Annotated in this window: 21 protein-coding genes and 2 tRNA genes; 11 read left to right on the forward strand and 12 right to left on the reverse strand. The window is 46.6% G+C overall.

Features of this window, described 5'->3' with window-relative positions; genetic code table 11:
• The first annotated feature begins 156 nt into the window (after positions 1-156).
• Entirely contained in the window at positions 157-2,688 is a 2,532-nt protein-coding gene (gene gyrA / locus ACT6NV_RS12120) for a DNA gyrase subunit A (protein WP_445384707.1), read from the forward strand.
• 35 nt (positions 2,689-2,723) lie between these two features.
• Complete coding sequence (locus ACT6NV_RS12125) at positions 2,724-3,989, forward strand: tetratricopeptide repeat protein (RefSeq protein WP_445384708.1); 1,266 nt, start codon at positions 2,724-2,726, stop codon at positions 3,987-3,989.
• A gap of 52 nt (positions 3,990-4,041) precedes the next feature.
• Here the strand turns inward: ACT6NV_RS12125 and ACT6NV_RS12130 are convergent, their stop codons facing one another.
• Together ACT6NV_RS12130 and ACT6NV_RS12135 are read right to left on the reverse strand one after the other, a co-directional pair.
• Positions 4,042-4,794 carry a C40 family peptidase gene (locus tag ACT6NV_RS12130; RefSeq protein WP_445384709.1) on the reverse strand — a complete coding sequence of 251 codons (753 nt, stop codon included), beginning with the start codon at positions 4,792-4,794 and terminating at the stop codon, positions 4,042-4,044.
• 15 nt (positions 4,795-4,809) lie between these two features.
• The gene (locus tag ACT6NV_RS12135; RefSeq protein WP_445384710.1) at positions 4,810-5,985 is read right to left on the reverse strand and encodes an acetyl-CoA C-acyltransferase; all 1,176 of its coding nucleotides are present in this window, start codon (positions 5,983-5,985) and stop codon (positions 4,810-4,812) included.
• Positions 5,986-6,103: 118 nt separating this feature from the next.
• On the opposite strand from ACT6NV_RS12135, the gene ACT6NV_RS12140 reads away from it, so the two are divergent.
• From ACT6NV_RS12140 to ACT6NV_RS12150, 3 genes are all read left to right on the forward strand, one after another.
• Positions 6,104-8,152: an HD family phosphohydrolase gene (locus tag ACT6NV_RS12140; protein WP_445384711.1), complete on the forward strand. Its 2,049-nt coding sequence runs from the start codon at positions 6,104-6,106 to the stop codon at positions 8,150-8,152.
• 133 nt (positions 8,153-8,285) lie between these two features.
• Positions 8,286-8,372 (forward strand) — tRNA-Ser (locus ACT6NV_RS12145).
• A 125-nt stretch (positions 8,373-8,497) separates the two neighbouring features.
• Positions 8,498-8,572: transfer RNA gene (locus ACT6NV_RS12150), tRNA-Pro, on the forward strand.
• A gap of 740 nt (positions 8,573-9,312) precedes the next feature.
• Here the strand turns inward: ACT6NV_RS12150 and ACT6NV_RS12155 are convergent.
• From ACT6NV_RS12155 to ACT6NV_RS12175, 5 genes are all read right to left on the reverse strand, one after another.
• Positions 9,313-10,290 carry a L,D-transpeptidase gene (locus ACT6NV_RS12155; RefSeq protein WP_445384712.1) on the reverse strand — a complete coding sequence of 326 codons (978 nt, stop codon included), beginning with the start codon at positions 10,288-10,290 and terminating at the stop codon, positions 9,313-9,315.
• 16 nt (positions 10,291-10,306) lie between these two features.
• Complete coding sequence (locus ACT6NV_RS12160) at positions 10,307-10,447, reverse strand: hypothetical protein (protein ID WP_445384713.1); 141 nt, start codon at positions 10,445-10,447, stop codon at positions 10,307-10,309.
• A 418-nt stretch (positions 10,448-10,865) separates the two neighbouring features.
• The gene (locus ACT6NV_RS12165) at positions 10,866-11,273 is read right to left on the reverse strand and encodes an arsenate reductase family protein (protein WP_445384714.1); all 408 of its coding nucleotides are present in this window, start codon (positions 11,271-11,273) and stop codon (positions 10,866-10,868) included.
• A gap of 108 nt (positions 11,274-11,381) precedes the next feature.
• Complete coding sequence (locus ACT6NV_RS12170; RefSeq protein WP_445384715.1) at positions 11,382-11,984, reverse strand: fasciclin domain-containing protein; 603 nt, start codon at positions 11,982-11,984, stop codon at positions 11,382-11,384.
• Positions 11,985-12,067: 83 nt separating this feature from the next.
• Complete coding sequence (locus ACT6NV_RS12175; RefSeq protein WP_445384716.1) at positions 12,068-12,739, reverse strand: FAD-binding oxidoreductase; 672 nt, start codon at positions 12,737-12,739, stop codon at positions 12,068-12,070.
• A 211-nt stretch (positions 12,740-12,950) separates the two neighbouring features.
• On the opposite strand from ACT6NV_RS12175, the gene ACT6NV_RS12180 reads away from it, so the two are divergent.
• Positions 12,951-13,094: a hypothetical protein gene (locus tag ACT6NV_RS12180; RefSeq protein WP_445384717.1), complete on the forward strand. Its 144-nt coding sequence runs from the start codon at positions 12,951-12,953 to the stop codon at positions 13,092-13,094.
• 16 nt (positions 13,095-13,110) lie between these two features.
• On the opposite strand, the gene ACT6NV_RS12185 is transcribed toward ACT6NV_RS12180, so the two are convergent.
• Positions 13,111-15,549: a hypothetical protein gene (locus ACT6NV_RS12185; protein WP_445384718.1), complete on the reverse strand. Its 2,439-nt coding sequence runs from the start codon at positions 15,547-15,549 to the stop codon at positions 13,111-13,113.
• A 168-nt stretch (positions 15,550-15,717) separates the two neighbouring features.
• On the opposite strand from ACT6NV_RS12185, the gene ACT6NV_RS12190 reads away from it, so the two are divergent.
• On the forward strand, positions 15,718-16,425 hold the full coding sequence (locus ACT6NV_RS12190) for a hypothetical protein (protein ID WP_445384719.1): 708 nt from the start codon (positions 15,718-15,720) through the stop codon (positions 16,423-16,425).
• Positions 16,426-16,817: 392 nt separating this feature from the next.
• Complete coding sequence (locus ACT6NV_RS12195) at positions 16,818-17,303, forward strand: pyridoxamine 5'-phosphate oxidase family protein (protein WP_445384720.1); 486 nt, start codon at positions 16,818-16,820, stop codon at positions 17,301-17,303.
• Here the strand turns inward: ACT6NV_RS12195 and ACT6NV_RS12200 are convergent.
• A complete protein-coding gene (locus tag ACT6NV_RS12200; protein ID WP_445384721.1) occupies positions 17,300-17,941 on the reverse strand; it encodes a phosphoribosyltransferase in 642 nt (213 codons plus the stop codon). The two genes, ACT6NV_RS12195 and ACT6NV_RS12200, sit on opposite strands and share 4 nt — an antisense overlap.
• Positions 17,931-18,653, reverse strand: coding sequence for a dienelactone hydrolase family protein (locus ACT6NV_RS12205; RefSeq protein ID WP_445384722.1), 723 nt, complete (start codon positions 18,651-18,653; stop codon positions 17,931-17,933). Before ACT6NV_RS12205 ends, ACT6NV_RS12200 begins: the two co-directional genes overlap by 11 nt.
• 200 nt (positions 18,654-18,853) lie before the next feature.
• On the opposite strand from ACT6NV_RS12205, the gene ACT6NV_RS12210 reads away from it, so the two are divergent.
• A complete protein-coding gene (locus tag ACT6NV_RS12210; RefSeq protein ID WP_445384723.1) occupies positions 18,854-19,837 on the forward strand; it encodes an ROK family protein in 984 nt (327 codons plus the stop codon).
• A gap of 17 nt (positions 19,838-19,854) precedes the next feature.
• Here the strand turns inward: ACT6NV_RS12210 and ACT6NV_RS12215 are convergent, their stop codons facing one another.
• Both ACT6NV_RS12215 and ACT6NV_RS12220 read right to left on the reverse strand, forming a co-directional pair.
• Positions 19,855-20,619: an LOG family protein gene (locus tag ACT6NV_RS12215; protein WP_445384724.1), complete on the reverse strand. Its 765-nt coding sequence runs from the start codon at positions 20,617-20,619 to the stop codon at positions 19,855-19,857.
• 47 nt (positions 20,620-20,666) lie between these two features.
• On the reverse strand, positions 20,667-21,074 hold the full coding sequence (locus ACT6NV_RS12220; protein WP_445384725.1) for an archease: 408 nt from the start codon (positions 21,072-21,074) through the stop codon (positions 20,667-20,669).
• Positions 21,075-21,214: 140 nt separating this feature from the next.
• On the opposite strand from ACT6NV_RS12220, the gene ACT6NV_RS12225 reads away from it, so the two are divergent.
• Both ACT6NV_RS12225 and ACT6NV_RS12230 read left to right on the forward strand, forming a co-directional pair.
• Positions 21,215-21,526, forward strand: coding sequence for a DUF4212 domain-containing protein (locus tag ACT6NV_RS12225; RefSeq protein WP_445384726.1), 312 nt, complete (start codon positions 21,215-21,217; stop codon positions 21,524-21,526).
• Positions 21,523-23,247 (forward strand): sodium:solute symporter family protein, encoded by a 1,725-nt coding sequence (locus tag ACT6NV_RS12230; protein ID WP_445384727.1) that lies wholly within the window; start codon positions 21,523-21,525, stop codon positions 23,245-23,247. The genes ACT6NV_RS12225 and ACT6NV_RS12230 overlap by 4 nt, the downstream gene beginning before the upstream one ends.
• Positions 23,248-23,323 lie beyond the last annotated feature (76 nt).

The following is a 23,323-nucleotide window of genomic DNA, read 5'->3' on the forward strand; positions in this document are numbered from 1 at the left end:
ATTTACAAAATATTTAACAGCCAATTTATCAACTTGATAACCGGTCAAAAGTGTTGATAAATTCTTTAATAAATGCCGTGGAGTTTGACTCAAAAGCTATGAATTTACGTATATTGGCATGATTTTTTAACCTCAAAAAGCGTTTAAGAATACAAGATGGCGGAAGGAGAAAAATTGATCCCGATCAATATCGAAGATGAAATGAAATCTGCCTACATTGATTATTCAATGTCGGTCATTGTGTCACGTGCCCTGCCGGATGTCAGGGATGGGCTAAAACCAGTTCACCGCAGGGTCCTCTACGGGATGCATGAACTGGGAGTCCGATCTAACAGCTCACATAAAAAATCGGCCCGTATCGTCGGGGAGGTCCTCGGTAAATATCACCCACACGGTGATACCTCTGTTTACGATACCATGGTGCGGATGGCGCAGGACTGGAGTCTCAGGTACATGCTGATAGACGGGCAGGGGAACTTCGGTTCCGTAGATGGCGACAGCCCGGCTGCAATGCGATATACCGAGGCCCGTATGCGCAAAATTGCGGACGAGATGCTGGCGGATATCGATAAGGAAACTGTAGACTACCAGCTAAATTTCGACGATTCCCTGCAGGAACCTACCGTACTTCCAACCCGAATCCCGAACCTTTTGGTGAATGGCGCCTCCGGGATTGCTGTCGGGATGGCCACCAATATGCCTCCCCACAACCTCTCCGAAGTGGTAGACGGCACGATAGCCTTTATAAATAACCGGGACATTGAAATAGATGAGCTTATAGAGCACATAAAAGCTCCTGACTTTCCAACCGGGGGGATCATTTACGGGTACGATGGCGTAAAGGAAGCCTTCCATACCGGTCGGGGCAGGGTGGTTATGCGAGCCAAGGCCAACTTTGAAGAAGTACAGGGGAAAGAATGTATCGTGGTAACGGAAATCCCTTATCAGGTCAACAAGGCGGACATGATCAAAAAGACCGTGGACCTGATAAACGATAAAAAGGTTGAAGGGATTGCCAGTATACGGGATGAATCCAACCGGAAGGGGATGCGTGTGGTATATGTACTCAAGCGGGATGCCATTCCGAATATCGTCCTGAACATGCTGTATAAGTATACGGCGCTGCAGTCTTCTTTCAGTGTTAACAATATTGCACTGGTTGGCGGACGGCCGCAGTTGTTGAACCTCAAGGAGCTGATCACCCACTTCGTTAACCACCGTCACGAAGTAGTGGTAAGGCGTACCACATATGAACTCAAAAAGGCGGAAGACCGGGCACATATCCTGGAAGGGCTTATCATCGCATCGGACAATATCGATGAGGTTATCCAGATCATCCGGGCCTCTTCGAATGCCGACGAGGCACGTGAAGGCCTGATCAAACGCTTTGAGCTGACAGAAATTCAGGCCAGGGCAATTGTAGAGATGCGCCTTCGCCAGCTTACCGGCCTGGAACAGGACAAACTGCGCTCTGAATACGAAGAAATCATTAAAACCATCGCAGACCTTAAGGATATCCTGGCCAGTGAAGACCGCCGGATGGAAATCATTAAGGAAGAATTGCTGGAGGTTAAAGAAAAGTACGGAGACGAACGCCGCTCGGAAATCAATTATGCCGGAGGGGATCTCAGTATTGAAGATATGATACCGGACGAGCAGGTGGTCATCACCATCTCACACGCCGGTTATATTAAAAGGACCCCGCTCTCCGAATACAAAACCCAGCACAGGGGCGGAGTAGGGCAAAAGGCTTCGGCCACACGGAACGAAGATTTCCTGGAACACCTTTTTGTAGGGACCAACCACCAGTATATGCTGTTTTTTACCCAGCAGGGGCAGTGTTTCTGGCTAAGGGTATACGAAATCCCGGAAGGCAGCCGTACCTCCAAAGGACGGGCCATTCAAAACCTGATCAATATCTCTACAGATGATAAGGTTAAGGCTTTTATATGTACCCAGGACCTGAAGGACGAAGATTACGTAAACAGCCACTACGTGATCATGGCAACCAAAAAGGGAACCGTTAAAAAAACCTCCCTGGAACAATACTCCCGCCCGAGACAAAATGGAATTATTGCCATTAATGTTCGCGAGGGGGATGAATTGCTGGAAGCCAAACTGACTACCGGTTCCAGCCAGATCTTCCTCGGGTTGAAATCCGGGAAGGCCATTCGCTTCGAAGAGAGCAAGACACGTCCTATGGGGCGTAATGCCTCCGGGGTAAGGGGAATTACACTTGCAGATGATTCGGACGAGGTAATCGGCATGGTTTCCGTGCACAACTTTGACGATGAAATTCTGGTGGTTTCAGAAAATGGTTACGGCAAGCGCTCCAGTATTGAAGACTATCGCATTACCAACCGAGGGGGGAAAGGGGTCAAAACCATTTCCATTACCGAGAAAACGGGTGGTCTTGTAGCCATTAAGAACGTAACCGATTCGGATGACCTGATGATTATCAATAAATCCGGTATCGCCATACGAATGAGTGTGGAAGACCTGCGTACCATGGGGCGGGCCACACAGGGGGTTAGGTTAATCAACCTGCGTGAAAATGATTCCATTGCTGCAGTAGCCAAGGTCATGAAAGAGGAAGAAGACCTGGACGATGCCGAAATATTGAATATGGAGGTGGATGCCGAAGATGGCACGGCTATTGATAAGGATAGTCCGGAATCAGAAGAATAAATATTAAAATAGTAATTTTGAATAAACACAATTTCATGAGAACCAGAATGCTACTTTTGGCTGCCTTGTTGATCAGTGCAGTCGGAATTTCACAAAAATCAGAAATAAGGGATGCAGAAAAAGCCCTCAAAGATGGTGATGCGGCCTCAGCCAAAGCCAGCCTCGAGGCTGTAAAGGGAATGATTTCCGGAGAAGACGAGAAACTGCAAGCCCAATATTATTTTGTCCGCGGACAGGTCTTTACCGACCTTGCAAAAAAGGGAGACGACGCAGCCTTTGACGAAGCGATAGATGCTTTCCGGAAAGTGGTGGAAGTTGAGGAAGCCAGCGGGAAGGAACGTTACTCAGAAGAGGCAAAAGGACAATTGACTTCCATGTCTGCAGACCTTGTAAACGCAGCCGTAGAAGACAATAAAAATGAAAACTTCGTTGCGGGAGCTCAAAAACTGTACAAAAGCTACAAGCTGAGCCCAAAGGATACCATGTATTTATATTATGCGGCCAGCAGTGCGGTTAATGGAAGGGATTATGAGTTAGCCCTGAAATACTACAACGAGCTTAAAGATCTCAATTTTGACGGAAGTACAACCGAATATAAGGCTACCAATGCGGAAACCGGGGAGGTTGAAAACCTTGGCAACAAAACGCAGCGGGACCTGATGGTAAAATCAGGAGCTTATACAAATCCGGTCGATGAGAAAACGGAATCTAAAAAAGCTGAGGTTGTCAGGAACATTGCTTTGATCTATACACAACTGGGTAAAAATGAGGAAGCCCTGGCCGCTTACAAAGATGCGCGGGCCGACAATCCGGATGATGTAAACCTGGTACTAAATGAGGCCAACCTCTATTACCAGATGGGTGATAAGGATACCTTCAAGTCCCTTATGAACGAGGCAGCTGCCATGGCTCCTGATAATGCTGATCTGCACTATAACATTGGTGTGATCAATATGGAACAGGGAAATCTGGAGGCCGCAAGGGAATCCTACAAAAGGGCAATCGAAATCAACCCGGGATATGTAAATGCGCAGTTGAACTTATCCACAACCTATGTAAATGAGGGTAACAGCCTGATTGACGAAATGAACACCTTGGGTACTTCCCGTGCAGACATCACCAAATACGATGAGCTGAAAAAGAAAAAGGATGAATTATTCCAGGAAGGAGCAACTGTTCTCGAAGCAGCCCTTAAGAATAATCCCGATAACCAGGGAATCCTGAGCCAGCTCAAGAATATCTACGGAGCCTTAGGCGACAATGAGAATTTTATGAGGATCAAAAAATTACTCGGAGAGTAATACGTATTCCTTAGCTGATATATCTAAAAAGCCCCGTTTGTCGGGGCTTTTTTTATAAGATTTGTTTGATGACCCTGAGCGGGTGGGTATAATCGCGGAGATCATTATTAAAGATCCCGGTATGGTCCAGTCTGTCAATCCGCACCTTCCCGTTTACGTGAATGATGTAATTATCCTTCATAATGATCCCCACATGGTGGATGTTGCCATCAGGTCCGTCAAAAAAGGCAAGGTCCCCCGGACTGCTTTCTTCAATAAAACTGAGCGGTATTCCCTGCATGGCCTGCTGTTCCGGTAAACGTTTCAGTTCCTGCCCGATGCTTTTGTAGACCATCTGGCTGAGGCCTGAGGCGTCTATTCCGAAAGGCGAACGACCTCCGGAAAGTTCCGGACTGTTCAGGTAGAGCAGCGCTGTATTAACCAGGTTTTCCCGGGGGTTTCCCCCGGAAAAAACAGCTCCCTCAAATTGATGATTTAATTCCCGGCAATGCGATACGGTTGACCCCATAAGTACCGGGATCAATATACCTTCCTCATTGCAGGCGTGGGCGACCAGGTCTGAGGCAAACCGGGCGTTCTTATCCGTATTGAGATCCTCGTACCGGTCTTCCTCTATAAAATAAAGCTGATCGTTGCGAACCCAGCCCTCGGTCCGGTCCAGCTGGCACCGGATACGGCTCCAGACCTTTCGGGATTCAGGGATTTTATACAATTCCCCATAAAGCAATTGTGATTTCAGGGCACTGTTGGCGTCCGGAGATTCGTACACCGGAACAATACTCAATGGGCAGATACCGTAACGCATGCTGGTTCCGGGCCTTTAAGGTCGCTCAACTACCATGGCCGAAGCCCCTCCACCTCCATTGCATATTGCCGCTGCTCCCAGACTGGCATTTTGCTGGTGGAGAATATGGATCAGGGTTACCAGGATGCGTGCCCCGGAACACCCCAGGGGATGCCCAAGGGAAACGGCCCCTCCGTTCACGTTGACATTCTCATCGGTAAGCCCCAGTAATTTTATATTTGCCAGCCCTACCACGCTGAAGGCCTCATTGAATTCAAAATAATCAATATCATTCAGGCTCAGCCCGGCCTTATCAAGTGCAAGGGGAAGGGCTTTGGCCGGAGCAGTTGTAAACCATTTAGGTTCCTGGGCCGCATCTGCGTAACTGCGGATTCTGGCCAGCGGTTCCAGACCGAGTTCTTTTGCTTTTTCAGCACTCATTAATACCATAGCAGCAGCGCCGTCATTGATGGTTGAGGCATTGGCAGCGGTAACGGTTCCAGTTTTGGTAAAGGCGGGTCGTAATTGCGGAATTTTATCCATACGAACATTGCGGTATTCTTCGTCTTCGATCACCATAACCGGTTCCCCCCGGCGTTGTGGTACGGCTACAGGAACAACTTCTTCTTTAAACTTCCCGTCTGCCCAGGCCGCTTCGGAACGCTTGTAGGATTGTATGGCATATGCATCCTGCTCTTCCCTGCTAAAGCTGTACTTCTCTGCACAGGCATCTGCACACACGCCCATGGCCTGCTGGTCATATACATCAACCAGGCCATCTTTCTGCATCCCGTCCTCCATGTTTACCGGACCAAATTTCTGGCCATTGCGCATGTGTACATAATGAGGTATCAGGCTCATGTTTTCCATGCCCCCGGCTACAACAATGGAGCGATCTCCCAGGGCAATTGCCTGAGCCGCCTGCATTACTGCTTTCATTCCGGACGCACATACTTTATTTACGGTAGTGCAGGGAACCGTATCGGGGATTCCGGCATAAATGGCTGCCTGCCGGGCAGGGGCCTGACCAGCGCCGGCCTGCACCACGTGCCCCATCAGCACTTCCTCTACACTTGAGGGATCCAATCCAATTTTTTCAAGGGCCCCTTTAAGAGCAACGGCACCCAGTTTCGGGGCGGGAACGGTAGACAATGCCCCCATAAAACTACCTATAGGGGTACGTACTGCTGAAACAATAACAACCTCTTTCATTTTATCAGTTTTGGTTGTTGCGAAATTACTAAATTAATACTGTATCCCTTTACTTTAAAAAGGCAAAACCCGTTGTAACCCATGGGTTTTTTCTATTTTTACCCCATACGGATATCTTATGCCAAAGACACTGGATACGCTTTACAGATACCAATCGGTGATATACAAGTATGTTCTTTACTTTATCACCATTGGCTGTATTGTTTTCTTCTTCCCCAGGGGAGGGAAATTCAAATATGAATTTCAGAAAGGGAAACCCTGGCAATACGAAAACCTGTATGCTCCATTTGATTTTTCGATTAAAAAAACACCCGAGGAACTAAAGGCGGAACGGCAAATCATAGAGGAAAATCAGATTCCCTATTACCGCTATGACACTGAAATTGCAGCTGCGGTCCGGGAAGCCTATGACAATCGCTTTGGGGAATACTTCTCCAGGGAGAACTATTCCAGCAGGCAATTGAACCGGATACGGGAAGCCGGAAGCCAGATTCTGGACAGTTTATATAAGACCGGATTCTGGAGGGGAAGTACGGTCCCGGATACCAAAGAAGTATTTCTGGTAAAAGATACTGAGGCCCGGCGGATCTTTTTCTCGGAAATCAACCGCCTCAACGATCTGGATGGAAGAGTGAGGTACTTTGCCCGTAAGACCGGGACCGAAGCCCTTACGGAATCCTTTCAGAAATTATTTTTCCAGATTGTAATGCCCAATGTTAGCCGTGATGAGCGTCTTTCGGCTATTGAACTCGAAAACGAACAGGCCGGCATTTCCCTTACCCGCGGGAGTGTGGATGAAGGGAAACTGATTATCGCCAAAGGGGAGGTGGTAGAAGCAGAAAACCTGAAGATCCTGGAATCCCTGAAGTCCGAATACGAATCTGAACTCTGGGCCGCCGGGAACTATTATTTTATCTTGTCCGGGTACACCATCCTGGTGGCGCTGGTACTGATGATGCTGCTCCTTTTCCTGAAACGCTACCGGCCGGAGGTCTATCGCAATAATGTGCGGGTCACCTTTATCTTTTTCAACATACTGTTGATGGTCTTTGTTACAACCCTGGTGGTTAAGTATAATGAGGCCCTGGTTTTTGTAGTACCGCTTTGTATTTTACCCCTGATCCTCAAAACTTTCTTTGACGCCCGCCTGGGGCTCTTTGTACACGTGCTTACCGTGCTCATCCTTGGCTTTGTGGTTCCCAACAGTTTCGAATATATCTTTTTGCAGATCATTGCGGGGATTGTGACTATTCTCACCGTGTCGGAATTGTACAAGAGGGCCAACCTTTTTATCTCGGTGGGGCAGATCACCCTGATCTATATAGTGGGCTATTTCGCCTTTCATATCATACACGAGGGGAATCTGGAAAATGTGATCTGGGTTAATTTCGGCTTTTTCCTGCTCAATGGTATGATTACCCTGTTCGCCCAGCCCCTCATTTATATTTATGAAAAGATGTTCGGGATGGTTTCGGATGTTTCCCTGCTGGAACTTTCCGATACAAACTCCCGCCTGCTCAAGGAAATGTCAAACAAGGCCCCGGGTACTTTCAACCATTCGCTGCAGGTAGCCAATCTTGCCGAGGCGGCGGCCAATGAAATTGGGGCGAATGCCATGCTGGTTAGGGTAGGGGCCCTTTACCACGATATCGGGAAGATGAATAACCCCACCTATTTTACAGAAAACCAAACTACCAATGTAAACCCGCATGACGACCTGGATCCTTATTCCAGTGCCGAAATCATCATAAAGCACGTGATCGAGGGAATTGAAATGGCCCGCAAGAACAACCTGCCGGACCGGGTAATCGATTTTATCCGTACTCACCACGGAACTACCCGGGTGTATTATTTCTATAAGAAAGCCAAAGAAGCAGACGGTGAAAATGTGGATGAAAATCAGTTCCGTTACCCCGGGCCCATCCCATTTTCAAAGGAAACGGCCATCCTGATGATGGCGGACTCTGTGGAGGCGGCTTCCAAAAGCCTGGTCAACCCCACCTTTAACATCATCAATGATTTTGTGGATAAGATCATTGGAGGGCAGATGCAGGGCGGGCAATTCCTCAACGCCAATATCACCTTTAAGGAAATTGAGACGGTGAAGAAAGTACTCAAGCAACGCCTCACAAATATTTACCATCTCAGGGTGGAATATCCGGAATAAGTTACCTAAGGCAAGAGGTAGCTTTTTTAAGGATTAAAAAAACTTATAAAAAGTTGCTTCCCTGATTCTGAAAAACTACATTTGCATCCGCAATTGCCCCACGGAAAAATGGGGACGTTCTTTGCAAGAAATTGGAGAGGTGCCGGAGTGGTAACGGAGCAGATTGCTAATCTGTCGACGGGTAACCGTCGCCTGGGTTCGAGTCCCAGTCTCTCCGCCATAGACCCTTAAAAAGGGCTTCGGCGATTAATTCCCGCCGAGATATAAAATAATCCCATACTCCATGGAATTTGGGATTTGCCCCGATAGCAATCGGGGTTGGAATTTGCAGCACTAGCTGCTTTTCGGGGTGTAGCGTAGCCCGGTTATCGCGCCTGCTTTGGGAGCAGGAGGCCGCAGGTTCGAATCCTGCCACCCCGACGAAACAAACCCTGACGACTTTGTCGTCGGGGTTTTTTCATTCCTGGAGCCATCGAAGCCGGCTTCAGGATGGCGGAAGGAATGAAAAACCGACTTCTGCCTGCTGGCAGAAGTAAGGGTTTGTTTCAGTTACCCCCCCCACACAGGATCACGCCGCAGGCGTAATCCTGTGAGTTCCAAATTCCAAATACCAAATTTCTTTTTAGACAAAGGATAAATTTGCCTGCTGGCAGAAGTGAGGGTTTGTTTCAGTTACCCCCACCTCAGGATCACGCCGCAGGCGTAATCCTGTGAGTTCCAAATACCAAATTTCTTTTTAGAAAAAGGATAAACTTGCCTACTGGCAGAAGTAAGGGTTTTTTTTTCAGTCTCCCCCCTAACAGGATCACGCCGCAGGCGTAATCCTGATCCCGATAGTTATCGGGACTAAGCGCCAAATCCCAAACCCCAAAAGAATAATTATAATAGAGGATTAGGTTTATCTTGAATTATAAAAGCAACCGCCTTCGGTGCCATTTAACGGTTCCGGTTCTCTCACCAACAAACAAGATTACGCATTAAATGCGGCGTAATCCTGGCCAGCGCACCGCCTGGCCCCTCACTAAAAGCGCTCCACCAGAGCCAAGCACCAAATTCCAAATACCAAACAGATAACTGTCTATGCAGATCTAAGAATTTTTGACCTGACTACTGGTTACGGAATAATTTATTCCCAAAAATATCTTTGTTTAGGTCAAGGGTTAAAGGGAAGGCTTTGATTGACTACTGGAGTAACCATAAATATCCTTCAGATGCAAAGTGTCTTTACCATTTTCGATAAGGTTCAAATCATATCGGATCCGGACCTTGGTACCTATGGGTGCATTGTAATAAATGGTCCAGGAATCTCCCTCTCTTACACCGATACAGCCATTTGAATAGGCCTTTCCCAAAGTTTTCGGATTCGTGGTGGGATGTATCATCTGTCCGTTCCTGATACCATTGATCTCTGTTTCGATCCAGGGTATTTGTGGCATCAGGGTCACGCGACCATCATCCCGTTTTGTTGAATAAAAGCGTTTCCCATCCACCGGATTATAAAAGTCAGGATTCTTGACATGGGCGACAATACGACCTATTCCCGTTTGGGTGCGCAGATCGGTGACCCTTTGGTCCATAACCAGGTAACGACTGCGATTTTGTCCAACTCGAATGGGAAACGAATGGATTACAATGGAATCCCTAAAAAGCCTGAGCTTGAATTCGGGGATGTTTATATCGATCCAACTATTACTGAAATCTTCAAGTAATTTCCGGGAAGTTGCGGAATCCGGTAATTTCAGGAGGCTTCCTTTGGGCAAAACAGTCATTTTTCTTTGGTCGAAGACAAAGGAATCCCGGTCCATCATATAGTAATAGTCGGTATGGGAAAGGGTGTCAATGATCCAGGAATTGTAACGGACAAGGATATGTTCTGTCAGCGGGTAGGGGGTTGTATCCTTATATTCACGCACAATGGAGTCTATAAACTGGAAATAGTCGGCAATGGGGACATCGTTTGAAACGATTATATTTTCTGGTGATCGAATGGAATCTTCCCACTCTGGCTCCTCCGCCTGGTCTAAGGCAATACTCGTGTCGTTACCTGTGGAACGGCAACAGGTAATTGTCAAAGACAGAGAAAGGAATATTAGGATAGTCAAAACTCCTTTAGGGTGGAAGGTTGCAGAATATTCCATGGCATTTATTTAGGATTTATGCCTTTATTTCCTTTTCAATTTCTAAACCATCATCGTTCTCAAACCTGTTCTTGGTTGGGGTTATGGCCTTGCCATTCCCAATACAATCTTCGAACAGAACAGTGTCCCGAACCTGGTCTTCAAACAGGTCATCCAAATTGGATTAAACGGATCTGCCAAGACCACAAAATCACCAGAAATGCTTTACAAAAGACCTCGCGTTAGCATTTAATTTTAATAATTCACTTAACTAAATAAACTGAATCCAAGTTAATTGGTATTGGGGTGAGTTCAAATGATGTGAGTCACTTGCAGGGCATCTTTTCCATTAATAAAAAACTACTGGGTTGGTTCTGTATATCGATAAGTCCAGTAATCTGATGTCCGGGATAAGGGATAGGAAAAATAAAGGGTGGAAAGGTGGATGCGGAGTTTATTCGGTTACGTCTGAGGTATATAGTTATTTAACAAGTACATAAGAATAGGCAGGTATTTTGAAGTACAATCCTGAATATCCCAAATCCCAAATCCCAAATCCCAAATCCCAAGTTCCAACCACCAAATCCCATTTCTCTCTATTCGCGAGTATTATTCTGGCTCTCCGGCCTTGCAGCAACAAATTCTATCAAGTCCTTGGGAGATTTAAAATACATGCACTTATCTCCTTCAATTATGATGGTACCCATTATAATCTGCGGCGATTTGACCAGAACATCCAGCCAGTCTTCCAGGGATAGCTCTACCTTTTTTCCATTTTTGTCTTGAAGGAGTTCATGATTGTGGTCCACAATCTTACTGGGGTGTAATTCCAGGTCATCCAAAATTTCTGCCCACTGCCGCTGCGTAAGTGAATTTTTAGTTAGGTCCACAAATAAAACGCGTTTTTGAATGGAAGACAAGTAGGTTCTGGCCTCCCTGTCATTGAGGTCCATGGAGTTAAAGTAAACTTTCAATAGTCTTTTGTCACTTGAAATTCCGTTCATGGTTTAAACTTAATTAGTTTAGGGTAATTATAATTAGTTTCGCTCCCTGCATTTTTAAGCGGGGCATTTTAAGCTTTTTGGTGCTTTCTATCCAATCTATTCCCTTTCTTAGATATCAGTTACTTCTGCAATTGATTTTGCCGAAATGTTGAGGTTGGGACGCATCACACGGTCTATGGTGAAAACAATTCCATTGGATCCACGGATGCTGCTCTCACCAATATAGGAAATGCCGGTTTTTTCATCTAAAATCTTCAATTTTCCATTTTCGAGGCTGATAGCTAAAAAACCACCATTTAAAGTCTGGAGCTGAAGGGGTTCCCCTTCAATACTAAGGAAGCTGTATAAGTTATCTGCATCCAGTTCAGACTGCACAAAGTGGTATTTAATTATTTCAGTCAGCCTGGACAGATTTTCAGGTTTGCTGAGTTCATTGATCATTTCAAGGCCGGGTCCAAAGGCCTTATCTGTCGGGACAAAGACCATTACATTATTCATTTCCTTTATCTCGTCAAAATAGGAGGCTGCGTTTACTAACTTCAGGAAACTATTGTATTCAGGGCTTTGGTCCAGGATTTCCATTACCGTCCGGTCAAAATCCACCTCAGTGGCGTAAGACTGGTTGGCCGGGATTTCTCCGGTTGGGGTTTTCTGGTTTTTACAACTAAGTAAAATAAGTGCCAGTAATAGGCAATACAGGATATTCTTCATCACGTCTTTTGATTAATAAGATTTATATGGGATTAATTTTTTCCGGGGCAACTGAGGTTTCCAGGCAAGGCAGTTTTATGGACTTATTCCTCTTTGACTAAATGTGCCTCACTCAGTCCCATGGCATACAAATCCGCGGTTACGGCTTCTTCCATGGCCGGCGGGCCGCAAAGGTAAACGTAGTCTGAAGTATTCAGCTCGTATTTTTCAAGAAGTTCGCGGTTGATGTGTCCTTTTTCTTCTGAGCCCGTATCCTCTTCCGAAAGTATGTTGACATAGTTATCGCCCAGCCAGCTCTTCAAATTTTTGTGAAGGATAATATCGTCTGAGGTCTTGTTCGCAAATAACAGACGGTTCCCGTCCATTTTGCCTTTGCGGTTCAGGTCTTTCAGAATGGCGATAAAGGGTGTTATCCCCGCTCCTCCTGCAATAAATGTTCCAGGGCCTTTGTAGTTGATGGCTCCCCAGGCATTTTCTATGAGCAGGGAATCACCCACCTTCACTGTTGTGAGTTCATCGGTAACTCCATCATGGGTGGGATAAATTTTGATGGTGAATTCCAATTCGGCATCTTCTGGCAGGCAGGTAAAAGTAAACGGCCTTTTCTCTTCTCTCAGGCCTTCCCTGTCAATGGCCATCATAGTGGCCTGTCCGGGTGTAAAGGAGTATCCTTCAGGCTTATCAGTCGTAAATTGAAGCACATCATGTGTTATGGAAGCGATCTTTCTGATCGTGATACGGTGTTCTGATTTCATATAATTATTTCTTTTTTTCAATTAGAAGGAGATCGATGATAGATTGATCGATCCGAATTGTTTTCTTACACCTCTTAGAATACTAAAAAGCAGGCAGGGCACGAAAGATTTGAAGGCATTTATAAAATGTTTAACGTTCTATAATAAAAATTAAACAAAAAGTATATATTTAGGGAATAGCGATATAAATAAGGCTTAAAATTAAAATAGAATGAAAAAGAAAATTGACCATCGCAGCCAGCTGCCTTTAGCCGATATGCACGCAGACGGCGTGCGCTTTGACCCGAATATTTTAATGGCCCTTAAAAAACAACAGGCCGGACAGCGAGAAGGGGATCAACAAACATCCTTGTAAATCCCGGATTTCCGGATTAAGGCTTGTAAACCATCCGGGCGCTGCCAATAGCCCCGGTTTCAGTGACCGTGCTGACCTTTATTTCCAATTGTCCAACGGCTATGGGAGACTCGATTTCTACGATGGCCTCTCCATTGGCGTCAGTTTGAAGGTCCGGGTTCCAGAAAAGGGTGGCCGGGCGTCCTTCGTATCTTCGGGGCTTTTTATTCAATTCTTGGGTATAGGATCCAAAACCTTCAGATTGATGATAACCCTGAAACAGCAGCCGGCCGTCTTTCCGGTTGGTAAACTCAAATTCGGAACCGTTTCGGGTATAGATCATAAAAACTCCTTCTGTAGCGCGGCTGCCGTACATACTGGCTTCTGCAGGAAGCAACTTTTCTATGCGATCGATATCCCAGAAAGTTAAGCCCCAGGTGGGGTCAAAAATTGGAGATTTTCCTACTATAAATCCATCGATTACCCAAAGCGGGCCGGGATCATCCAATGCGCCAGTCATAAAATTCGTGTCACGCCGGGCACTCGTACCGCTGCCCGTACTCACCAATGATACCCTTGGGGCCGCCGGATTTCCTGAGACAACCACCCCGGGTAGCTCTGACAGCAATTGCCAGATGAATTTAGGGCGCTCGATATTTTGAACCACCGAACGTTTTCCCGAAGCCTCAAGGCCATATTGAGGCTCGATCGGACGTTTCCGATTCATTTTTTTATCCCGAACTTCTACCTCTTCCAGATTCACAAGTTTATCATCGTCTGCACCTACAAAAGGTGAAGATTCGGTAATGGCATTTGTTTTTTGATCATTTTTAATGACAACCCTTTGGGTAGTTGCGTTCTGATCGTATTGTCTCTGGATAGGCCTTACTTTCACCAGGCGTGTTTGGGTAGATTCCCCTTCCGTTCGGAAGATGAGTTCGGTCTCTCCGCTCAAGTCCAGCCCTTCTATTTTTAGCAAGCCCGAACCATCGGTTTCGAATTCCCTTAGGATGATTTCGTCGCTTTGGGTAGTTAGCATTTGAATTTTCGTGTTTTTCAAAAGCTTATTATTTAAATCATAGGCGTAGCCAAAAAGGTCCAGCCCCTTTTGAAAAGGATACCTGATCTGTTGGTCTGCAGAGATATGTTTTGAATTCTTCCATTCTGATGTCAGAAGCTCCAGATCTCGGATAAACCGCCCCCTTCTATCGGGAGTCATATTGCTAATTTGGAGGAAATCTATTTCCTGATTGAAGCTAGTGCCCGCATGAAATACTGTGCCATCCGAAGTCTCTGAATAATTGGTCGCGCTGAGCGACAGGCCGGTCTGGACGGGCTTGCCTGTAGCATCCCTCACGGAAATTTTAAAGGTACTGTTCCTGTTTTCATTTGTTTTTGTCAGTGGGACGATGGAGACATTCAGTTGCCTGGGGTTCTCGATTAAAGCCGGCCGGCTCGCCAGGACTTCATTTTGACCATTTACCAGAACAATCTGTAAGGTCCCCGTTGGGAACGATTCTTTCGAAATATCCAATTCATTTCTTTGGCCCTCTGATTGCAGTTCCTGTTCGAAGTAAGTTATGCCGTTCATAATCCCCTTTACCCTCAGGGATTCTTTGGCCCCTTTCATGTTTCCTAAAACCCTTACACGGAGAATCTTCGGATCCAGGTTATTGGCCTGTAATAGGAATCCGGCCTCTTTGATTTCCGGCAAGGAAAAGCTGCTGCCGTCAGTTGTTCTGAGCGTATAGGCATCGGATACTTCCGGGGTAAAGATGGTGGAAAGGATTCCGTTTCTGAAATTGGAAACCGGGATGACTTTCCCTGTTTCAGAGACAATCTCCCCGCTGAAATCTGCTGCGCCGCCATGGGCACTGTTGACTTTGAGGAAAAGTCGGTTTTCAAAGCCGCTCACCAAATTGCCCCCTTCCGGATAAAACTCCACGGTAATGGCTGAGGATTCGGATTCTTTTGGAAGATTCGTCCCGGAATCTCCCAGCAATATCGAGGTGTTAAAGTAAAATTCAGCCCCGTAGTTTTCTAACCAACGGGTATAAGCGCGCAGGGTATACTTGCCTTCCTTCAGCTTACGTGGCACTTCAAAGGTCCCGGAGGCCATGCCGTCCTCTATTTTATGGTATTGGGTAGACACTATTTGATTATCGGAATTAAGTAATTCCATTTTGAGCACCTTGCTCAGGGTAGCCCGGACGCGGTTTGGGCCGGTAAGGGTATATGCCTTAAAGAATAAGGGGTCTCCGGGGTTACAGACGGGTTTGTCCAGGTGAACCAGTATGTGTTCCTGCCAGGTAATCAGTGAGTCCAGTTCGTTCTGCTGCAGGTCTTCATAAATATCCGCTTCAAACAATTGATCCAGTTCTAAAGGATTTGGCCCCGCCTGCTGGGCAGTGATCAGGGATGTAAACAATAAAAAATTGAATAAAACCAATATGCCTGAAGGAATGAATTTATTCATAGTAAGCCTATTTAAAACTAATAGTAATACTTTCATTTCTAATAAAGTTACTCTTAAAAGGGTAAATATTCGTACTTCTTAAAATAACTTTAACACAGCTTCCCTTTCAAAGTCCCTTCCGCCGGGAAATCGTATTTACATATATTTGGACCCCATAAACCATAACCTGTGTTTCAAAAATTACTAAAAATAATTGGGTGGACAGCATTTGCGATCCTTTTGCTTTCGCTGGCTGCCTACCTTAGTTTTAACGAACAACTTCCCGAAGGCGAACAATCCCCAAAAGCAGATGCCCTCGCCAAGAGAATGCTTATAGCCGTGAACCATGAAGCCTACAGGAATACCCGCTTTTTGGAATGGACTTTTTCAGGTATACACCACTACCGCTGGGACAAAAAGCAGGGAACGGTTACCGTAGCATGGGAAGGTAACAAAGTGCTGCTGCATTTAAACCAGCCCGGGCTAAGCGAAGTTTATGTTGAAGGAGAACTACAGGAAGGGTCAGAACGGACCCAATTGATTGAGAAGGCAACAGATTATTTCAACAATGATTCCTTCTGGCTGGTAGCCCCCCACAAAGTATTTGACCCGGGCACTGAAAGGCGGCTGGTCCGGTTGGAAAACGGGGAGGAGGGCTTGCTGGTTACCTATACCTCAGGCGGGAGTACTCCCGGGGACTCCTATCTATGGCTGCTGGATGAAAACGGCCTGCCCCGTGCCTTTAAAATGTGGGTTGGAATCCTTCCGATCGGCGGAATTGAAGCGAGCTGGGATGATTGGCTGACCACAGAATCGGGCACGCTTTTACCCAGGAGCCACAAGGTCTGGTTCGTGGAGATTGAAATGGAGGATGTGCGAGGGTGGAATCCCCACTAAGCCGGGAGTCCGATAGACCGGCCCTTGGCATGCATGGTTACTGTTATACCCATATATAATTAAAGAGACCGGATCAGTGAGGCGACCCGGTCTCTTCCTGAACCGTCTGAACTTGTTGATTTTCGATTTGTAATGCCCTTTAGTAGTAAACCAGGGCTTTATAAACGGAAATCCCCCAATCTCAAACCGTCCTGAAAACAATATCCCCTGCGAAACATTGCTTTCTGATGCCGTAACAGGAAATAGCCTGAGTACAGCGTTTCAAATATACTATACTGTTTGGCCTCCTGAAATGACCTGCGTCAGTTTGGGAGGATCTTCTTCTACTGATGAATGTCATATAAATTACCCCTACTTCCAACTACCTTAGAGCGGAACTAATATGTTTACTTATGAAAGGCAAGGCAGAATTATCGGATGATTTGATCCTGGAGTTAACTGAAGATCAGCTCATTGATGTGCTGGTTAATAATTGCATAGGATCCCTGGCATTTATAGCGCACAGCATGCCTTATGTGCTCCCGGTTACCTACTTCTATTGCCGGGAGGAGAACTGCATCGTAAGTTACTCCATGGAAGGCCATAAAATCGCTGCGCTGAGGGAAAATCCTCAGGTCGCCCTCGGGGTTTATGAACTGGATTCGGTAAATGAATGGCGGTCTGTACTGGTACACGGCACTTATGAAGAGTTACATCAGATAGATGCAAAACAGTATCTGCACAGGTTTGCTGAGGGGGTCCGGAATATTCTAAAAGACGCCGATGCCTCCGAACCCAGGTTTATAAAGGATTTTTCCAGCCGTGCCAACAGCGAAGGCCTTCCCGTGGTATACCGGATCAACATCAATGAATGGTCGGGAAAACAAAGAAAAAATTAGGACATTTCACTTTTTCCAGGGATGCTTTCCAGGATTTCTATAGCCTCTTGATCTGTAACCGGCCTGAAATCCTCATAAAATTGTCCGACTGCCCTGAAAAAGTGGGGAACATGCAGGCAAATGATCTCAGAAACCTCTGGCAGGTTCTTTAACATATGAAACGCCTCAGGGGGCGCAACAGGAATGGCCAGCACTATTTTTACCGGCTTTTGAGCCTGGATAACTTTCAGGGTAAGTTTGAGTGTATTTCCTGTGGCCACCCCGTCATCAACTACAATAACGACCTTATCTTTTAAGTCAATAGCCCTGTTTTTCTGGTGGTATCGCCTTTCTCTTTCCCGCAGTAATTCGCGGATTTCTTTTGCCTGCTCTTCTATATAGGAATCGCTGATGCCCTCCGGGTTCGTAATGATCAGCTGCTCCAGACTTACCGCACCAATGGCGTATTCTTTATTGAAAGGGTGTCCGATTTTCTTGGACAGGACAACATCTATGGGGATTTCAAGGGCCCTGGCGACGGGTGCTGCCACAGGAAGGCCTCCCCTGGGAATGGCCAGCACCACGGCACTCTTTCCCTTTAGATGAATGAGTTTCTCGGCCAGAAGCCGGCCCGCCTCTGTTCTGTTTTTAAAACTCATACGGCGATTCTGTAAAGTGTGTTTCAAACCATTTCGCAGATAGCCTTGCTGCCTGCTCCAGTTTACCCGGCTCTGAAAATAAATGCGTAGCCTCGGGGACCAGTTCCAGTTTGCTTTTTGGGTTTAATTCTCTCAGGGCTCTTCTGTTTAATGCCAGCACCTGCCTGTCCAGACCTCCCACAATCAAAAGAGTAGGGGCGGTAACCTGGGGTAAATCGGAGAATGCCAGGTCGGGACGACCCCCTCTTGACACTACCGCAGCTATTTTTTCCCGATAATAGGCAGCAGCTTTTAAGGCCGAGGCAGCCCCTGTACTCGCCCCGAAATATCCAATTGGGAGTCTGGGTTCGGAAAGGTAGTCCCGAATCCAGTTTGTCGCGATAAGCAGCCTTTGGGTAAGCAATTCAATATCAAAACGATTATTGATTTGCAGGTCTTCCCTTTCCGTAAGCAAATCAAAAAGCAAAGTCGCCATCTTACGGGTATGCATCAGCCTGGCAACATACGTATTGCGCGGACTCTTCCGGCTACTGCCACTCCCGTGGGAGAAGATAATAAGCCCTATGGTTTTTTCAGGCACCTCAAGTATACCGGGCAGTGAACCATTTTTCAATGGAATCAGTATCTCTCTAGTAGTTGTATCGGTTGTCATATGAATAATTGTTATCCCGTAAAGGGGCTGTTTTACAAAGGAATAAAGACAACTGCTCATACGTAATGATATGGGTCAGCCACAGCCCTAAATAGCGCTGAGGCGAAAATCCCCTGTCCCTTTCCGATCGGGAAGGGCTGCAGCGGACCATTGAAAGGATGATCGAAATCATAATCGCTATCCGGAACTTGTCCTAACTTTAAAATTCATACACAGAGTAGCCTTCAAATGCAGCATTTCTACTCTTACACTATTGAATAATGCAGAAAAAAGCAGACACAGCGCGTAATCCTGAGGTATTGGCTATAGACATCGGGGGTACTTTTGTTAAAATGGGACTGGTTAGCTCAAAGGGGGCTATCCGGGAAGTGAAGGTGCTTAAATCTCAGGCAAATGATCCCTATTCGTTATTTGAAAAACGCTTGTCTGATCATCTGCAGCTATACAGGGAAATAACAGCCGAAAATCCGCCCCTTGCCATAGGGGTGGGGGCCCCTAATGCCAGCAGGCGGGAAGGTGCCATGATCAACCCCCCTAATTTTAAGTGGGGTTCCAGGGTTCCGCTGCTCGCCACTATTGCATCACTGTGGGATTTGCCTGTTTTTTTAACCAATGATGCCAATGCAGCAGCTCTGGGGGAAAGGCGGTTTGGGGCTGCCAGGGGAATGCACGATTTTGTGATGCTAACCCTGGGTACTGGGCTTGGAAGCGGTATAATCAGCCATGGCCAGCTGCTCACTGGCCATAATGAAATGGCGGGCGAAATCGGCCACATCAATGTTTATCCGAAAGGAAGGCAATGTAACTGCGGCCTTAAAGGTTGCCTGGAAACCTATGCTTCCGTAACCGGAATAAAGCGAACCGTTTTTGAGTTACTCGCACGGGATAATGCGGATTCCGTCCTTAAATCGTACGCCTTTGAGGATTTAGATGGAAAAATCATTTCAGAAGCAGCATTGAATGGCGATGCTATTGCGCAGGAAGCATTCACTTATACAGGCACTATTCTAGGATTGAAAATGGCAGATACTGCCGCGCATCTGGATCCGGAAGCTTTTATTATTTCGGGAGGGCTTAGCAAGGCAGGAGCTCTTTTACTGGACCCGGTGAAAAGAAGCCTGGAAGCCTCCCTCTTTCCAGTATATAGGGGTAAGATAAAGGTTTTATTATCTTCTTATAGCAGCGCGGAAGCGGTCCTGGGGCCTGCAGCCCTGGCCTGGGATCATCTGGAGCAAAATGGCTGAAAAGCTTTAAAAGGATGCTAGGGTCTGTTAATTTTCGGCTCTCCCAGAAACCAGTAAGACTTGCGCGGTTTACGAATCAGTCCGAATTTTTCCACAGCGCATTTTTCGAGATGTTCTTGCATCTCAGATACAGAGTCTGTAAGAAATAACAGGTCCAGATCGGATTTGGAAATGGTTCCATTGGCCGCCATCAAATGCAAATGCTCGTATAATTCCCGGTGGTACTCCTTTCCAAAAAGGATCACGGGGAAATTCTGAATCATTTGAGTCTGGATAAGCGTCAGGGATTCAAAGAGTTCATCCAGGGTACCCATTCCCCCGGGCATGACCACAAAGGCATAGGAATACTTTAGCAATATGAATTTACGGATGAAGAAATAGGGGATGTTGATCCATTTATGTAAATAGGGATTGGGATTTTGCTCTTTTGGCAGGATGATGTTGCATCCGACAGAGAGGCCATTATTTTCAAAGGCTCCCCTGTTGGCAGCCTCCATAATTCCGGGACCGCCCCCGGTCATTACCGTAAAACCAATTTCTGTGAGGGCCTTGCCCACTTCCACAGCCTGTTGGTAATAGGGGTTGTCCTCTTTAAAACGGGCAGAGCCGAATACCGTTACACAGGGTCCGATAAAGTGCAATTTTCGAAAAGCCCTGATAAAATGGTACTGCACCTTAAAGGTGAACCAAAGTTCATGCAAACGGTTTCGGGGGCCCTCAAGGAAGGGCTGATCTTCTGCAAGGGCATATCTTACAGATTTTTTCTTGCGGGGTTCTGCCATTGATTACGCTTTTTCTGTAACAGAAAGATACAGCAAACCAGCTTATCCTAGACTTCAAATACCAGACCTGCCTGGTATTGTTCTGTTCCTGCAGCTCTTTGAGTGGATTTGCATTTAACGGAGTACACCTCTGTTTCAAGGTTTTGGTACCACCTTCCGTAAATATGGGCAATAAGCGTTTCGGCGTCCAGTTCATCAAAAATGACATAACAGAAAACGGCCCTTTGGATATAGGTTTGGGCGAGTACCTCAGAGAGAAAATCCTCGAGCAGCCCCTGGCTGTTTTCAGCCCTCAATTGTACCCTCAGGCAGCAATCGGAATGCCTCTTTTGCTCGCATAAATCAGGGTGCAAAAGCCGGTTCATGCTGTCCAGCGCCTTTGAAAACAACTCTTCAAGGCTGTAAGCCTGGACCCAGCGATTTAATTTGGAACCATGTTTAAAAATGACGGGCATGTTCATTGTTTTGTTCTGATATGAATAAATTATCAACCTCAGGACGAAGTTCTTCATTTTTAAAATTCCCCGAACTGATTTGGATCATTAGAGACAAATAAGGTTTCCTTCTTGTATGAACCATTGAATTCCCTATTTTTATGGACCAGCAGATCGCTCCCATGGAAGTAGGACATAAAAAAGCCAGGGCTTACTGGAAGGCAAACCTGAAGATTGTCGGAATCCTTCTGGCGATATGGTTTCTGTGCTCCTATGGCGCAGGAATCCTTTTTAAGGATTGGCTTAACCAATTTACCCTGGGCGGCTTTAAGCTGGGGTTTTGGTTTGCCCAACAAGGCGCTATTTACATTTTTGTACTCCTCATTTTTGTTTACATCCTTCTGATGAACCGTTTGGATACCCGCTATGGGTTTAATCCCCCGGAATCTGAATCACATAATCCCGGCTCGTGAGTGTACAAACCTGGACTTATATTTTAGTCGGGATAACCTTCCTGCTCTACATTGGGATCGCCATCTGGTCCAGGGCGGCCTCCACTAAAGATTTTTATGTTGCAGGGGGAGGGGTTTCCCCTTTTGCAAACGGCATGGCCACAGCGGCCGACTGGATGTCTGCGGCCTCATTTATTTCGATGGCCGGGATTATTGCTTTTGCGGGTTATGACGGCTCTGTTTACCTGATGGGCTGGACAGGGGGCTATGTGCTGTTGGCACTGCTTCTGGCACCCTACCTGCGAAAATTCGGAAAATTTACGGTCCCTGATTTTATCGGGGGACGGTACTATTCCAAAACCGCGCGGATTGTGGCCGTGATCTGCGCACTAATGGTATCTTTTACCTATGTAGCCGGGCAGATGCGGGGCGTAGGGGTGGTTTTTTCCCGCTTTCTTGAGGTAGATATCACTCTGGGTGTGATCATCGGGATGGTAATTGTACTTTTTTATGCAGTCCTGGGTGGGATGAAGGGCATCACTTATACCCAGGTAGCGCAATACTGTGTCCTGATTTTTGCCTTCATGGTGCCTGCCATTTTTATTTCCATACAGATGACCGGGCACTTCATTCCGCAACTTGGGATGGGAGGAACACTGAATGACGGGTCCGGAACATTTTTATTGGAGAAGCTGGACGGGCTTTCAGAAGAATTGGGCTTTTCTGCCTATACCGATGGCAGCAAATCGATGACGGATGTTTTTGCGATTACACTGGCGCTTATGGCCGGAACGGCCGGCCTTCCGCATGTGATTATCCGTTTTTTCACCGTCAAACGCGTCCGGGATGCCCGAAAATCTGCCGGGCTTGCCCTGCTTTTTATTGCCATCCTCTATACTACCGCCCCGGCTGTGGCGGTTTTTGCAAAAACCAACCTGATCCGGACCGTCAGTGAACAGCCTTATGACCAAATGCCAGACTGGTTTACGAATTGGGAAAATACAGGCCTGCTGCAATTTGAAGATAAGAACCGGGATGGGAAAATTCAGTACCTGGCAGACGGCGACCGCAATGAATTGTATGTAGACCGCGATATAATGGTGCTGGCCAACCCGGAAATCGCCCGGCTACCTGCCTGGGTAGTTGCCCTGGTAGCGGCGGGGGGTCTGGCTGCAGCCCTGTCTACGGCAGCCGGGCTTTTGCTGGTTATTTCTTCTTCCATTTCGCATGATCTGATCAAAAGTGTTTTTCGTCCGGATATTACCGAGAAGCAGGAATTATGGGTAGCCCGCCTGGCCGCTACTTTTGCGGTAGTGGTTGCTGGTTATTTCGGGATTAACCCACCGGGGTTTGTTGCGGCGGTAGTGGCCCTGGCCTTCGGGTTGGCTGCTGCCTCCTTCTTTCCGGCCATACTGCTGGGGATTTTCTATAAAAAAATGAGTAGTAAAGGGGCCATTGCCGGAATGGTTTCCGGGGTGAGCCTGATGAGCTACTATATCCTGAAGTTTAAATTCGGGGTTTTTGACGGCGGACAAGAGTTTGCCGGGGCTCTGGAGAGCCAATGGTGGTTTGGTATTTCGCCGGAAGGTTTTGGTTCGGTAGCCATGCTGTTTAATTTTGCCGTAGCATTGATTGTAAATGCTTTTAGCAGTCCACCCCCCGAAGAGATACAACAAATGGTGGAGGAAATCCGCATCCCGGATCACGACTTTGACAATCCATCTCCGCCACTGGCGAAATGACAATTTTGGCTATCTTTTATTACCTTTAAAAGCCTGCATTCGGGGCAGTCAACCCTGACTAAAATATTTAAACTAC

The organism is Robiginitalea insularis (assembly GCF_052497835.1).